Source organism: Polaribacter sp. IC066 (assembly GCF_007997085.1).
GTDB lineage: Bacteria > Bacteroidota > Bacteroidia > Flavobacteriales > Flavobacteriaceae > Polaribacter.
On record NZ_VORR01000011.1, the window covers coordinates 62,892 to 79,223 of the forward strand.

7 protein-coding genes and 2 pseudogenes are annotated in these 16,332 nt (G+C 31.3%); 2 read left to right on the plus strand and 7 right to left on the minus strand.

Annotated elements, in window-relative coordinates:
* Together ES044_RS05465 and ES044_RS05470 are read right to left on the minus strand one after the other, a co-directional pair.
* On the minus strand, window positions 1–1,644 hold the full coding sequence (locus tag ES044_RS05465) for a RagB/SusD family nutrient uptake outer membrane protein (protein ID WP_147118338.1): 1,644 nt from the start codon (window positions 1,642–1,644) through the stop codon (window positions 1–3).
* A gap of 19 nt (window positions 1,645–1,663) precedes the next feature.
* Complete coding sequence (locus ES044_RS05470; RefSeq protein ID WP_147118339.1) at window positions 1,664–4,618, minus strand: SusC/RagA family TonB-linked outer membrane protein; 2,955 nt, start codon at window positions 4,616–4,618, stop codon at window positions 1,664–1,666.
* Window positions 4,619–4,801: 183 nt separating this feature from the next.
* On the opposite strand from ES044_RS05470, the pseudogene tnpA reads away from it, so the two are divergent.
* A pseudogene (gene tnpA, locus ES044_RS05475) lies at window positions 4,802–5,233 on the plus strand (IS200/IS605 family transposase).
* A gap of 59 nt (window positions 5,234–5,292) precedes the next feature.
* Here the strand turns inward: tnpA and ES044_RS18810 are convergent.
* Window positions 5,293–5,514, minus strand: coding sequence for a hypothetical protein (locus ES044_RS18810; protein WP_223269121.1), 222 nt, complete (start codon window positions 5,512–5,514; stop codon window positions 5,293–5,295).
* Window positions 5,515–5,566: 52 nt separating this feature from the next.
* Complete coding sequence (locus ES044_RS18815) at window positions 5,567–5,719, minus strand: type I restriction endonuclease (RefSeq protein ID WP_262712403.1); 153 nt, start codon at window positions 5,717–5,719, stop codon at window positions 5,567–5,569.
* Between the two features lie 829 nt (window positions 5,720–6,548).
* Here ES044_RS18815 and ES044_RS05485 point away from each other — a divergent pair.
* Window positions 6,549–7,055, plus strand: a pseudogene (locus ES044_RS05485) (transposase).
* A 377-nt stretch (window positions 7,056–7,432) separates the two neighbouring features.
* On the opposite strand, the gene ES044_RS05490 reads toward ES044_RS05485, so the two are convergent.
* The 3 genes from ES044_RS05490 to ES044_RS05500 form a co-directional block, all read right to left on the minus strand.
* On the minus strand, window positions 7,433–9,838 hold the full coding sequence (locus ES044_RS05490) for a DNRLRE domain-containing protein (RefSeq protein ID WP_189663198.1): 2,406 nt from the start codon (window positions 9,836–9,838) through the stop codon (window positions 7,433–7,435).
* Window positions 9,839–9,877: 39 nt separating this feature from the next.
* Window positions 9,878–11,305, minus strand: coding sequence for a sialate O-acetylesterase (locus ES044_RS05495; protein WP_147118341.1), 1,428 nt, complete (start codon window positions 11,303–11,305; stop codon window positions 9,878–9,880).
* A 173-nt stretch (window positions 11,306–11,478) separates the two neighbouring features.
* Window positions 11,479–15,555, minus strand: coding sequence for a hybrid sensor histidine kinase/response regulator transcription factor (locus tag ES044_RS05500; RefSeq protein WP_223269122.1), 4,077 nt, complete (start codon window positions 15,553–15,555; stop codon window positions 11,479–11,481).
* Between the last annotated feature and the right edge of the window lie 777 nt (window positions 15,556–16,332).

Genomic DNA, 16,332 nt, shown 5'->3' on the forward strand with positions numbered 1-16,332 from the left:
TTAATAACCTGGATTTTGTTCCATGGGTATGGTATTCGCATCAATAACCGATTGAGGTATTGGCATTAATTTGTCTTTATCTGCTATACTAGAGCTATAACGTCTGGCATACAATCTATATCTTTCTACTAATTTGTTATTACGAGCTAGAGAATATCTTCTATGTTCTTCAGACCAAAGTTCTCTTGACCGTTCGTCCAAAATAAAATCAACAGTAACATCTGCAGCAGTTATTAGACTTGCATTAGCGCGTCTCCTAAGGAAATTAATTGTTGTTGCTGCGCCACCAGGATTATTATTCTTTAATTGTGCCTCTGCTAAAACTAAATAGGTTTCTGCTAAACGTAAATATACCTGATCATTATAACCCTCTCCAACAGCATTTAATGGCTCTTGTGGATCGTTATTAAATGCGTTATCCCATTTTCTAGTACTTGGCCATGATGCTTGATTATTAGGCTCCATTTTATTTTTATAGTCGAAGAAAATAGTATCTCCTAATGCAAATCCGTTAGGAATATTACTAGGGTTATTCAAAACTTCGTAGGTTCTCCAAGCAAAACGTCCACCTCTGTGATCGGATTCTTCATAAAGTTCTAAAGCGAATTGCGTTGGTCCTACTCTACCAATACCTCTTCCACCAGCATCATCTGTAAATGAAAAATATCCTCTTGATCCATTAACTCTAACTTGAAAAGATCTATTTCTAAACCAACGTCTCATTATGTTAACACCTCCACCATTCATATCTCTCTCCATTTGCATTACCCATAAAACTTCAGTATTTCCTTCCGATTTATTTGAATTTCCTTGAAGAAACATGTCTGTGAAAGGTGTTCCTGGAGCGCTAGATTTAACACCATACCTACTTTGTATTAAACTATAACTTCCATTTACCCCATTAATTAGATTGCTAGCTTTTGTAATAGCATTTGGATAGTCATCTAAAGTTAGATATAATTCTGCTAGATAATGTGTAGCAACACCTTGTACCAATTTACCTGGGTTTGAAGATGTTTTTGGGAGGTTTGCTTCTGCAAATAATAAATCTTCTAACATTTGAGCTCTCACTTCTGCTACAGGAGTTCTTGTAAAATCAGACCTAACAGTAGATCCTGTTACTTCTACTAGAGAAAGAGGTACATCACCATAAGTAAAGGTTAAATGTCTGTATGCCCAAGCTCTAAACAAGCGTGCCTCGCCAATTACTCTATTTTTTTCTGTTAGCGTCCAATCTATACTAGGATCTTCAGCCCTAGAAATAATTGCATTAGCAGAGCCTACTACTTGGTAAAGATACGTGAAGAAGTTACGATTATGTGCTTCTTCAGGTATGTTTCTTGTATCGTATTCATTACCTACTCTACACCATCCTGAACGGTGGTTTCCATAGGCATTATCGGTACCAGAAATAGCAATATCAATTAGTAGATCATTATTATCAGTACCACTTCTTTCTCCGCCTCTTTCTCTTCTAAATAAGGCATACAAGCCGTTTAATCCTGAGTCAAAACCAGATGCGTCTACAAATAAGTTATCAGGACCAATAAAATGTCTTGGTGTTACATCTAAAACATCTTCTGAACAACTAATTAGAAGTAAAAAAATACTACAACTAAATATTATAATTTTTATTTTTTTCATTTTAATAATTTTATAATTTTTATAAACTTAAGTTTAAACCTAATGTAAAAGTTCTTTGCAACGGTATGTCTGTATCACTACTAAATTCTGGATCTAAACCACCAAACTTGGTGAAAGTTACTAAATTACGTCCAGTAAAATAAACATTTAAGTTACTTAAACCAACAGCATCTGCTATATTATTTGGTAAACTGTATGATAAGGTAACATCTCTAATCCTCCAGTAATCTGCGTTTTCGTAAATACGAACACCTCTTGGATTTGCATCTATATCATTCGCATAAAAGTCATTGGTTGGATTATCTGGAGTCCACCAATTTTTGTTTGCTGTGTTTAATTGAGTTTCTGCAAAAACACTATCAGCTAAAAGGCTATTTATTTTAGTAGCTCCAAAAGAACCTTGCGAAACAATACTTAAAGTTACATCTTTATAAGCAAAGGTCATATTTAAGCCACCAAAGTATTTAGGATCATTTTGACCTAATAGAACTCTGTCATCGGCATCAATAGCACCATCTTCATTCTGGTCTACAACTCTTGCATGTCCAGGCAATGTATTTGGTATTGGTGCATTGGCAACGTCATCACCCAATTGATAAACGCCATCATATTGGTAGGCAAAATTAACACGAATTGGCTGACCAATAAACCATTGATTCAACACATCATCTTCTCCGTTTCCATATAAGTCCACAATCTTATTCTCGTTGTAAGAAAAGTTTGCGGCAATATTCCATTTAAAATCATTTTTATTTAGAATTGTTGCATTAATATCAAATTCTAAACCTTGGTTCTCAACTGATCCTATATTGTTGATTATAGAAGTTTCTCCGTTTATGGGTGAAATTCTTCTTAACAATAAAAGGTCTGTTGTTTTAGATTTATAACCATTAATAGATCCTGTAATTCTATTATTTAAAAATCCATAATCAATTCCTGCATTAAAAGATGTTGTAGTTTCCCAACCTAGATCATTTAAACCTAGTGTTTGTGGTATGTAACCTGCTGCCTGCGAACCACCATTGAGATAAGAAAATTCAGTATATCTGGCAAATCTTTCGTAACCACTAATAGCATCATTACCATTAATACCATATGATAACCTTAATTTTAAGGTGTTAATAAATTCTGAATCTTCTAAAAAAGACTCATTGTCTGCGTTCCAAGCAAAACCTACAGAAGGAAAATCACCAAATTTCTTACGCTCTCCAAATCCAGAATAACCATCCCTTCTTCCTGTTAATGTTATTGCATACCTTCTATCAAAGGTGTAATTTAATCTTAACATGTAAGATAAAACTACCCTTTCAGAAAAGGATCTTCTAGGTGTTACCAAATTTGCAACGTCTGACTGATACCAGGTTAAAACATCACTTGGAAAACCTATGGATTGTAATGCGTTATTTTCTGATATATCACGTTGATAACTATATAGACCAGTAGCAAAAATTTTATGTTTACCGGATGATCTCTCATAATTTAAAATATTTTCTATTAACGTATTTTTCTCAAGATTCTCTGCTGTGTTTGCACGACCTGATACAGCACTTCCTGTTCCTGTATTTATTCCGTAATAGGTAGCTATATTTCTAGCAGTGTAGGTAAAACCTGTATTAAGTTTAAAAGATAATCCTTTAGCAAAAGGAGCTTTTATCTCAATGAAATTATTTGTGAACAGTTTGTAGGACTCATCTTGGTTTTTGGCCAGTAAACCCTCCAAAGGATTTGTAAAGAAATTTTCTTCTGGCCAAGGAAGTATCGTTAAATCTCCATTTTCGTTTCTTACATTGGTTAATGGATTTGCACTATATGCACCTCGATTACCGCTCCAAGTTGCAGGTATACCGCTTCTATCTCCATAAGTTAATTGAGAATTTGTAGAAAAAGTAAGCCAATCTTTAATATTGTTAGTAATGTTAATTCTTAAAGATGCCCTTGAGTATCTGTCATTAAGTGCAACCCCTTTGACATCTAAATAACTACCAGAAATATAAAAATTAGTATCCTCTGTGGCACCAGATACAGATAATGTGTGTTGTTGTCTAAAACCAGCAGTTAAGGCTTCATCTAACCAATTTGTTCCTGTACCATTTAAAAAATTATCTTCCTCTGTTTGTGAGATAGCATCTGGAGTTCTTGTAAGCTTAAAATTATAAAATTCCTCTGAGGTTAACATATCTGGCAAATTAAAAACTTCGTCTACTCCTGTAAAACCATCATAACGTATTTTAGTTTTACCTTTTACTCCTTTTTTAGATGTAATTAAAATAACTCCATTAGCCCCACGTGTTCCATAAATAGCAGCAGAAGATGCGTCTTTTAACACTTCCAAAGAGCCAATATCGGTAGGGTTTATATCAGAAATGCTTCCGTTGTAAATAATACCATCTAATACGATTAAGGGTCCATTACCAGCTCGTATAGAATTTCTACCTCTTATTATAATACCGACTTCATTTCCTTCTGCAGAGCCACCTGTGTTTACAACAGAAACACCTGCAATAGCACCCTGTAAAGCCTGTGCAAAATTAGAGTTTGGTACTTTTTCTAATCTGCTTTTATCTAATGAAGCTACAGCACCTGTTAAATCACTTTTCTTTTGTGTACCGTAACCTACAATCACAATTTCGTCTAGTGTTTCATTAGATTCTTCAAGGGTAACATTTATTGAGGTTTTAGAACCAATTGGTGCTGCTATTTTTTTAAAACCTAAAGATGAAAAAACTAAAATTTTTTCCCCACTCATCATGTTTAATGAATATGCACCATTAAAATCGGTCATTGCACCGTTTGAAGTTCCTTTTTGCATTACACTAACTCCTGGTATGGGCATACTTGAAGCGTCTACAACAGTACCTGTAATCTGTTGCGCAATTAAATCTCCTCCGGTAAAGCAAAAAAATATCAATACTAATACTAATAAACTAAAGCTTTGACTTTGAAAGGATTTTCTGTGTCTCGATTTTTGTTTCATATCATGTTGAGTAATTATGTTAAATATTTATTAAATTATAGTACAAGATTACGTTATTAATTAAATAGTAAAGTCCTAAAAGAAGGTGGTTTTCGTCTTAATTAGTTTATTGGTCTCATAAATAGTTAAAAATATGCACTTTAGTGCATTTCGCTTTAGCTTCTAAAAACTAACCTTTGATTCATGGATAAACAACGAACAAATTGGCATACAGTTTCAATATTGACAGTTCATATTGTTTAGAGTACAAAATATAGATTTTCAGTTCTTAAAGGAGGTGTTCAGAAGCGTTGTCGAAAATTATTGATAGAGATGTGTGATTTTTAAGATATTGTTAGCTTAAAAGGAGTAGTATCAAATAATCATATTCACATGTATATTAAGTATCGTCTGTCGCAAGACATTAGTACAATAGTGAAGAAATTAAAAGGGAGAAGTTCAAGAAAAATACAAGAAGAATTTCTAGAATTAAGAAAGAAATATTGGGGTAGGCATTTTTGGGCAATAGGTTTTGGATGTTAGAGTACAGGTAAAATTACAGATAAAATGGTAAATGAATATTTAGAACATCATCGAAAATCAGGAAATGATAGTAGTGATTTTATACCAGAGTAATTACGTTATATAACATGCACCCGACTTTAGTTAGGTATAGAAACCTACGGACTTCAAGTTTATAGTAGTTTAGTTGATGCAAACTCATCAGGATTTTTAATGCTGATTAGATTCGTGTCTTTTAAAACGAAATTTTCAGTTTCATCAGACACTGGATTTAGCAACTTCTCTAAATCGAAACCTTCTTTTTCTCTAAAATAGTTGAATATTGGTTTTCTGTAGTTTGTTGTGCAATAAAAAGCACTTTCTAGCATTTGCGTATCGTTGTCGCTATATTTCATATTATTAGAAAAAACCATTAATTGTGTTAGATTGATGAATTTTCTAAACTTTTTATTTTGAAAAACGAGTCTGCATTCGTTTGTGTTTAGCCAGAACACGGTCTTTATTATTTGGTTTTTTAACTTCGAGAAAAACAAGAGGCATTCCGTTTATTAAGAGAATAATATCGGGTCTAAAAACTTCATCGTCTTTTTGATACGTCAATCCTGTAACGACATGAAATGAATTGTTTTCGAAATTCTCAAAATCAATGAGTAATATGAATCAATACCAAAAGTTGTGGAGTAAAAATAAAAACAGAACTTTGATACTTTTAAATACTTAAGATTTTGAGAGTTCAATTGATATTATTAAATTGTAATTACCAGAAGTTCTTGTAAACTCTTTTAAACTTACTAAACACGAACTCAAACAAGGAGAACTTGATTTCTATTTTACAGAATTAAATACAGTTCTAGAAGAATTTAAAGCACTCAAATTGAGTCCTAAAGGTTTCTTTCCAAAAGCTACTGTTCAAGATTTTCCAATTCGAGGTAAAAATGTTTTTCTTCAGGTTATTAGACGGCCTTGGGTTGAAAAAGTTCTAAAAAAGTAGTGACAAGAGATTGGCAATTAGTACCAAAAGGAACTAGAATCACTAGTGAGTTTGCTACTTTTTTAAAACAAATCAGTTAGTTATAATACGACCAGTACCTCTGTAGTAACTTGTTTTTATGGAGTAAATCCTAGAAAATTACAAAGACAATACAAAGATTATTTAAGTGATTTTAAGCATTGGGATCAAAAGACACATGTTAAAAAATGGTTCCTATTTCCTGAAAATATTGGAGAATACCTTTTCATAGATGAAACTGCTTTTTCGAATGGAGATTCATATACCATACTTACCAATAAAAAAGCAAAGGGAAAGAAAGGTGCGTTAATAGCTATGATTAGAGGAGCTAAGGCAGAAACTGTTATTAAAATACTTTAGAAAACCCCTTTAAAACAAAGAAAAAGAATAAAGGAAATTACTTTATACATGACTGGGAATATGGGTTTAATCGTTAAAAATTCTTTCTCACAAGCAACACAAGTTTTCGATAGGTTTTACTTGCAGAAGTTAGCTTTAGATACACTGCAAGAAATTAGAATTAAACATCTTTGGGAAGGATTAGGGAAAGAAAACGATGCCATAGAAAAATCAAGAAAGATGTCTTTAAAATGCAAGTCCAAACTATTACCAAATGGAGATACATTAAAATAGTTATTAGCAAAAAGCAGGTATCTACTTTATAAATCGAGTGGTAAATGGACTGAACATCAATACAAAAGAGCTAAAATGCTTTTTGAAATTTATTCAGATATAGAAAAGGCATATAAATTATGTCAAAACTTATCTTGGATATATAATCAGACTAAAGACAAAACTTCAGCATTAATTAGACTTGCAAAATGGGATAAAAAAGTAAGACAACAGAAATACAAATGCGTCAGCAAGAATCTTTTAATGCGAAAATTAAAGCGTTTAGAACACAGTTTAGAGGTGCGAGGAACGTAGAGTTTTTCTGTTTAGACTAACTAATATTTATGCTTAATTTTAAAATTCCAAAACTTTTGGACTTGATCCCACATCATCGCTTTTTTCTTGCCATTTTTAGGATAAAGAAAAAAGTTATATGAAACACGTTTCATATAACTTTTAGTACTACCAATAAAATGGAAGCATTGAAAGGTATTTACTAACTATTTATGACCATTGTGTCTTTTTTAAAACAATTTACAATTAAAACACTACATAAATACTAATAAAACTTTAGTTATCATGTAGTGTTTTTATTTTTTTTGAACTCGTAATTAATACTAGTTTAAAACTATTTCAATGCTGTACATATTAATTTATGGTTTGTTAAAGCAATACTGCATCCATTTCAAGTGCTATTTTTTAACAATTTTTTTATTAGTTATATTTCCAAGACTATCTTCTAATTGAAGAATATAAAGCCCTTTAGAAAGGGATCTTAAGTCTAAACTTAATTTAGTTCTATTTTCAGTTGATTTTGGATTATTTAACATTACTTTACCCAATAAACTATAAACTGTTGCATTTTTAATACTAGTTTTGCTAGTAATTACAATCTGGTCTAAAGCTGGGTTTGGAAAAACTTTAAAATCATTTGTTGCAACATCATCAACAGATAGTTGATTATTTATAACTAATTGTGGACGATCAGCTACATAAAAACTATTCATAGAATAGTACGTATTCACATTACTGCCCACAGCTATAAGAGCTAAACTTATAATACCATCTCCACTTTTTTGAGTATTTACCTCTGTTGTTACATCAAATTCTATAAATTCTCCAACAACTGGCAAAGCTTTGGTTTCTATTGGCGAACCTACTGGATTTGGAGCACCATTACCAATTATTGTGTCATCATTCCAAGTATCAATTGCAACAGAAAATAACATATTACTAACTACATCAGTACTTTTGGATTTAACTTTTAAACGTAACTTCGCAGAACTAATTGTTTGTGTAATATCCGATAAGTGAAATTTAAGATAACCTCTCTTTTGTTGATTAGCCATTTCTGTGATAACTATTTCATCACCTCTACCGTTATTGATTGTTCTATCATCTGCCAAAGGACCTAAAGTAATAAAAGCATCTTCATCTTCTTGTTTGGTTATAGGGTTGCCTAATTCACCATTGCCTTTCCAGTCAGCTAACATGTCATAGATGTTTCCTGCTTTTTGTTCTGGAATTGCAATATTATCTACGGCTTGAGTGCCCAAACGATCTTCTAATTGTTGTAAATAAATACTTCTTGGAGTCGTAACTGGTTGGTTTCTTAGCTCTATAAAACCATTTCCGGAATGTCCGCCACCAGGGCCACCACTAATGTTACCAATTCCCCAGTTTCTAGATCCTGGAGGACTCGCTACCCTTATACCACTTTTGTAGGATGCAAGGTTCCAAAACAGCGTTTGTGCACCAGCCCAACCATGACCTGTACCCGACCAACCTCTATTCCAAACTCGCATTTCACCTCCTCTAATATTGTCAAACAACAAACCTGTTGCCCATCTGTGGTGAGGTCCTATATCACTATGTGTATCTGCAGCATAACTATCTACAAAGGCATTAGGGCCCGTAACTGCTGATCCTGTAGCATAATCATGTCTACCTTCATTTGTATAACATCTTATAAACAAATTACCCGTTCCGCTATTAATAGTAAATCCATATCTTCTACCTCCAGTAATTACAGATTTATAGTCGATACAAGCAGTGTCTTCAACGGTAGTGAAATTTGAGTTATTTATCCTTACAGCAGCATACCCAAAAAACTGAGCAGTCACTTTTTTAACCCAAGAATTTTCAGTTTTATTAATGTCAATTGCTGACCAGCCATGCAATTCATCCGTAGCCGTTTTAAAATAAGATTCGATTCTTAAATTCTCAACTCCAATATTCTCGGCTCTACCATCAGCAGTAGCCTTTGAAACTGTACCACCCCCATATTTAGTTTCCATAACATCTACTATTGGCAAATCTATGGTAAGTGTATTTCCTGATTTAGCTGTAATAATACGTTTATGATCTAAGGTATAGTAACTAGTTGTCCAGCCATTACATGACCCAGCTGGGCGGCCTTTGCACAAAGTTGCTTCATCCATCCCTAACTCATTAATCCAAGTTTGATTTACAGTTCTTTTTATCGATATAAGATCTCCCACTGCAAAACCAGAGCCATCAACAACGTTAAAGCTTTTGGTACCAACGGGTACATAAGCATCTGAAATGCGTACGTCAGTACCTGAAACCTCATCCAAGCCCCTTGCTGACGGATTACCTAAAGAAAGAAAGGTATGATTATACTTTGCAGCAGCATGGAGCACAGTGCCATTTCTACCTTGCCCTTCTCCTCTAAGTACGATACCACTTTTTTGAATCGTCAATCTACCGTTAACAATGTAGTTGCCTGCCTTTAATAAAATAGTTCCTCGAAACCCATTAGCATCTGGTTCCGCACTCTCTAGGGCATCTATTGCGCTTTGTATCTGAAATCTATTATCGCCATCTAGTGCATTTAATGTGGTAACAACTGGCACATCTGGCAAAGCAACACCACCTTGTTTGTAACCAGCATGCGAAAAATCTGGTATTACATTTACTGCATTTGTTTGTCCTTCATTGGCATAAGGCGTGTAGGTTAACTTCCCATTATCCATATACACTAGGCTGCTCGTATTGCCTTGTGCATTTATCGAAGTTGTAGACAAGAAAAACAAGCCAACAACTGCACATAATTTAAAAATTAAGTGTTGTTTCATATTTATCATTTTTTATTTATTTATTCAAATTTAAAGTTATTATTCTAACCAATTGTCTGTTCTAAAAGGAGAAACGGGTAGTTTTCCAAGGCTATACAATGAGCCTTCAATACAATCTTGAAATCCATACCTAACAGCTACTGGTTCTAGAACATTTTCGCTATAAACGGTAAGTGTTTGCTTCGCATCAATAATTACTTTTGCAGGATAAAAAACCCCGTCACTAGCTGCAATTGTAAAACCATTAATTTCTTTACCGAAACTTGATAAGCCTGAATTTATATCTAATCCAAAATCAAAAGAAATTATAATTTTATTTTTTTCTACTTCCATAGATTTATAAACGGGACTCTTAAACCATATTCCTGTATAACCATATTGTTTTGCAAGGGCCCAATAAGATAATCTGTTTGCTATAGTTTCTTTTTCTGCTGGATGAATATCATTGCAGTTCCCCACATCTGAGGTTACTACTAAACCAGAGTTTGGTATTTCTTCGGATGCTTTTAATTGTGCTTCTCGAATAAGTGCTACCTTAAATTTTGACGATTTACTACGTTTTTCGTAGGCATAAGGTGCTATTTGTACAAAATAAAAGGGCAAAGTAGTATCTGCCCATTGATTTCTCCAGGATTTAACTAAAGAGTTCATGTAATTTTTATACAATTCTGGTTTTTCTTGATCACGATTAGATTCACCTTGATACCATAGAAATCCTTTTATTTTAAAGTCTTTAAATGGGTGAATCATGCCATTAAAAATTTGAGAAGGAGTTCTTCTTTTGTATGGCTTATCTTCAAGTACTTTTGAAATTTTAATATCGTCATATTCTAACAGAATCTCCTGAGACATCCAAGCTTCTATTTTTGTTCCTCCCCATGCAGATGAAATAATACCAATAGGAACTTTAATTTTCTCCTGTATATTTTTAGCAAATATATAACCAATAGCACTAAAATTTTGAACAGAAGTTGCATTCGCCTCTTCCCAAGTGCCAATCACATCAGTATCTGGTTTTAATGTACCTTTTCTTTCTGTATCAAAAAGTCTGATGTTTGGATTTTTAGAATCTAGAAGAAACTGGTTTGAATTGTTTATGGGCGAATTGTTAACTCCTTTCATAGGCATTTCCATGTTAGACTGCCCAGAACAAAACCACACTTCACCCACTAAAACATTAGTATAATGTAAAAAACTTGTCCCTTTTATTTTTAGGTCTTGTTTTAAAAAAGATCCTGCTGGTGTTTCAAATTCAATTCTCCAAGTACCATCAAGGTTTGTTGTGGTCGCTTTGTCTACGCCCCAGCTAGTTACTAATTTTACTGTAACCTCCGGTTTATCTTCTCCCCAAATAGCAACAGTGTTATTTTGTTGCAATACCATATTGTTTCCAAAAAAAGTAGGAGTAGTGGTTTGTGCACAAATAAAACCTGACACAAAAAATAGTATAAAAGCTAAATTTCTCAATTGATGTTTATTTTTAATTTATTTCTTTGTCAAAAATAAGACTATCAATCGATTTCAAAATCTTAAAAATAGTATGTAAAAATTTATCTTTCTATTTTAAACACTAATTTACCGATTGTACATGATGCATCTCATCCTAAAGAGATCTTTAGTTTAAGATCAAAATCATGAGTTTATAAATTCGAAAACTTATTAGCATATTGAGTAGGAGTTATTCCATACTTTTCTTTAAAACACATACTAAAGTACTTTGGCTTATTAAATCCTACCTTATAACAAACATCAGATACATTCATTTTATGACTCTCTAATAATTTTGCTGCAGCTTTTAATCTTACTTCAAAAATAAATTTGCTTGGGGTTAAATTAGTCCACGTTTTAATTTTTGTAAATAATATAGACCTACTCACACCTAATTCTGAAGAGAAATAAGCAACATCGAAATCTTGGTTAGAAATATTTTTCTCTACAATTTCAAAAGCTTTTTTAAGAAGTTCTTCGTCCAAAGGAGTAATTTCAATATCGCTTGGAATTAAGGTGTTTTCGCTGAAAAATTTTTGCTTCAATACTGCTTTCGATTTTAATAAATTTTTAATTCTTAGTTTAAATTCTTTTATATTAAAGGGTTTACTAATATAATCATCTGCTCCACTCTCTAGCCCTTCAAACTTATAAATCAATGAGGTTCTAGAGGTTAATAAAATTACAGGAATATGGCTAGTTAATTCATTGTTTTTAATCAAAGAGCATAATTCTGTACCTACCATTTCTGGCATAATTACATCACTAATTATTAAGTCTGGAAAGTGTTTTAGTGCTATTTTCATAGCTACTTTTCCGTTTTCTGCAACAAGTACATTATAGTCTTCTTTTAATAAGTTTTTCAAAAAAGATCGTAATTTATTGTTGTCTTCAACTAAAAGTATGGTGTTTTTATTCCCGTCTGTTAAAAGATCTTTCAAATCTTCTTTTGGTGTTTCATATTCACTAATAAGCTGATCTTCATATTGAGAAACATCGTCACTGATTATAAAGTCTTTTAAAATATCATTTCCTGAAAGATGTTCCTTTCCTAATGGCAATAAAATATTAAAAGCTACTCCTAAACCTTTATTGTTTTTAACACTAATGTTCCCTTTATGAAGGTTTACTATGTTTTTAGCAATAGATAATCCAATACCAGTTCCTTTATTATAATTTTTTTGAGAATTACTGTCTAAAGGGATTTCAAAAAAGCGCTCAAAAACTTTGTCTATATATTTTTCTGAAATACCTACACCAGTATCTTCAAGTTTAATACTAACTTCATTTTCTCCTTTTGTAATTTCTAAAGAAATATGCCCACCTTGAGGAGTATATCTAAAAGCATTCGAAATTAAATTATAAAATACTTGCTCCAATTTAGATCGATCATAGAAAACTAAAATCTCTTCATGACTTGTTTTAAAAGTATAAGTGTATTTACCATTTTTAGCAAACTCAGTAAAAGCTAAAAACAACTCTTTTAAAAACTTTACAGCATTTCCTTCTGCTGCTTGCAGCTCTAATTGATTGGTTTCTAGCTTCCTAAAATCCATTAATCTATTAATGAGTTGTAATAAATTATTCGCACTGCTTTCAATAGTTAACAACTTCTTGTATAAGATATTACTACCACGAAAATCTGATAAAATTTGTTGTAAAGGCCCTGAAATTAAGGTTAAAGGTGTTCTAAAGTCATGTGCAATATTAGTAAATAATTGTAGCTTTGCTTGATGTATTTCTTTGATTTTTTCTGATTTAATAGATTCTAATTGAAGTTGATTTTTTAATTTCTCTTTAGATTTCATAATCCAAATTAAACCATAAATTGATATTCCAATTAATAATGCATAAAGCATATATGCCCAATAACTTTTCCAAGTTGATGGTTTTACAATAATTTTTAATGTTGTTGGTTTTGTGTTCCAAATACCATCATTATTTGCGCCTTTTACCTCAAATAAGTAGCTACCCGCTTCTTGAATGGTATAAACAGCTTCTGTATTTTTTGTTGTGGTCCAATTATTATCTAAACCTATTAATCTATAAGAATATTGATTATTACTAGGGTTTATGAAATTTGGTATTGAAAAATTTATAGAAAAATTTGCTTTATCATAATTTAATGTAAGTTCTTTTGTGTGTGTAATATTTTCTTTTAAAACACCATTTTCCTTATTTATTTTTACTGAATTATTTTGTATTTTAAAATCTGTTAGTAACACTTGTGGCGCATAATCATTAATTGTAATATCATTAGAATTAAATGTTGTAACACCAGATAAACCACCAAAATAAAATTGAGAATCTCCTACTTTTGAGCTTGCATTGTTATAAAATTCATTATCTGTAGGTCCTTTATTTTGATTGTAAAGCGTACTTTCATTTGTTGCTATATTCAATTTAATTAGTCCTTGATTTGTGGCCATCCATAGATTATTCAAATCATCCTCTAAAATACTTTGAATTCCTGTTACGCGTTTATTATTTATCTCTAATTTAATAGAAACAAAATCATTATTTTTCAGTTTAAAAAGTCCTTTTTCTTTTGTACCAACCCAAATAATACCATTGGCATCTTGAAGAATAGACAAAATATAATGACCGTATCCTAATTTAGCATCATTAAAATAACTAATTACTTTTCCTTTGGAGTCTAATTTTTTAAGACCTCTAGTAGTGCCAGACCAAATATTTTCTTCTTTATCTATTAAAACGGATCGAATATAATTCCCGGATAAAGGATTACTATCTATACCATCAAATTTATATTCTTTAACTTTTTTAGTAGTTAAATTATATCTCACCAAACCTTTGCCAAAAGTACCCAGCCATATATTTTGGGAAGTATCTTCCTTTATAGCGTAAACAGTGGTGGCTTTTAAATATTCATTAATTTGATCTGATAAAATGGTAGTGTCAAAACGTTGAGTATCTAGATTAAAAACAGAAATACCACCTGCTAATTTCCCTATCCAAAGTTTATTATTCTTTGATATTAGTAACGATTTTATGCTGTTACTATTTAAGCCTTTGTAATCTTCATCTTCTAAATAGGTAAAGCTATCGTTACTTGTATTATAGACATTAACTCCACCACCTTCCGTACCAAAGAAAATAGTATTTTTATAATTTTCTATTGAACTTACTACTTTATTATTTAGGCCTTTACCGTACGGTTTCTTGCTAATATTTGAAAAATTTATATTTGCTATATCCCAAATGTCTATACCTCCAAAATAACTTCCAATCCAGATAGATCCTTTTTTATCTTTAAATAAAGCTCTTACAGAATTATTACTTAAACTTCTTGCATCATCGGTATTATTTTTTAGTAGCGTTATCTCTTTGTTTCTGTTTATAACCTGAATTCCATTATAAGTACTTACCCATAATTGTCCTTTATTATCAAGCGTTAATTTTTTAGAGTTTAAATTGATGTTTTTTAAATCTTGTAATTCAATATAAGTTGTTAATTTTTTTGAGGTAGTATTGTACTCTAAAATATTTTCATCTTGTGTGGCTATAAGTATTTGATTATTTGAGCGTTCTAAAATATCAGAAATAAACAAGCCTTCACTACCTGCAACTCTCTTAAATATAAAGTCACCATTGTTTTTATTAGTTAATTCATTTAAGCCAAGTGCAGTACCAACAAAAATTACACCATTTTTGGATTCGAAAATAGTGCTAATTTGATTGTTAGAAATACTATTTTTGCTTTTAGTCTTTACAAAATTTTTAAAGGAATCTGTTGCCTTATCATAGACCGAAATTCCTAAAGAAGTACCTACCCAGATTTCACCATTAGATATTAATTTAATTGTAAAAATTTTATTATTAGTTAAAGAGGAAGTGCTATCTACACTATTAAAATAACGCTTAAAAGTATTGGTTTTTGGATTATATCTATTTAGACCACTCTGAGTGCCTACCCAAATAAAACCATCGTTATCTTCTTCTATTGCAAGAATGTCATTATTACTAATTGATAGTGGGTTATCAATTTCATTTCTGTAAACTGTAAAGGTGTTGCCATCGTACTTGTTTAGGCCATCTCTTGTGCCAATCCAAATTTGACCAAATTTATCTTGATTAAAAGCGATTACTGAACTTTGGGAAAGTCCATCTGAGTTTGATAATTTTTCAAAAATATAGTCTCTTGATTGTGAGAAACTAGTATTAAAAAAAAATATGAATAAAATAATTGAACTATAAATATTTCGCATAAAAAATATAATATATAACCGTTAATTAAAAGGAATATAATTTCTAAAAAGTTATTTAAACCTTTCCTTTTTGCTAAAAAACTGTCTTTTAAGTTCATTTTTTTGCTTTTTATTCATCCGTAGCTAGCCTATGTAAGTCAAAAAAGCCATGAAGTATACTAAAAGAGTGTAATTTCTGGTTAAAGATAAAAAGTTTAAATCACATTAATATTAAAAATTTGTAATTTTAATATAATTTCTTTTCTATCTGCAATTTACAAAAAAATACAGGAGAATAAACTTTAATTTAAAAATAACATTTGCTGTGGTTTATTAATTTTTATAGCAGTCGTTTTTTTATGGTTGTCTAAATTGATTTATGAAACAAACTCAATAACAAAGAATAAACTTGAAAGTTAATAAATAGTTTTAAAAGAATTATTTAACAACTATTCAATTATGTTCACTATTTTTTTTAGCCTAACTAAAGCTTCTAAATAGTAATAATCAGCATAATTTAAATTAACATTTATTTCAGAGTTACTAGGATAATAACCAACACTCTAAAGTAGTAAACATTGATATTTACCTTCTTTTGCTAAATATGCATCTGATGAAAGTTCCTTTAAGAGTTTAACGCCCAATTATAGTATTTTACATTGTTAGTTTGTTCGTAAAGTTCTAAAAATGCCGAGGCTATTAATGCTCCTGCTGATGTATCTTTTTCTTTTACAGGAATCATTGGAGCGTCAAAATCATAGGATAGATCAACATCTTCTATAAACCTGCTAATACATA

Coding starts and splice junctions, on each gene's coding strand:
- ES044_RS05465 (WP_147118338.1), bottom strand. CDS start 1,644: ATGAAAAAAATAAAAATTATAATATTTAGTTGTAGTATTTTTTTACTT.
- ES044_RS18810 (WP_223269121.1), bottom strand. CDS start 5,514: ATGAAATATAGCGACAACGATACGCAAATGCTAGAAAGTGCTTTTTAT.
- ES044_RS05470 (WP_147118339.1), bottom strand. CDS start 4,618: ATGAAACAAAAATCGAGACACAGAAAATCCTTTCAAAGTCAAAGCTTT.
- ES044_RS05500 (WP_223269122.1), bottom strand. CDS start 15,555: ATGCGAAATATTTATAGTTCAATTATTTTATTCATATTTTTTTTTAAT.
- ES044_RS05490 (WP_189663198.1), bottom strand. CDS start 9,838: ATGAAACAACACTTAATTTTTAAATTATGTGCAGTTGTTGGCTTGTTT.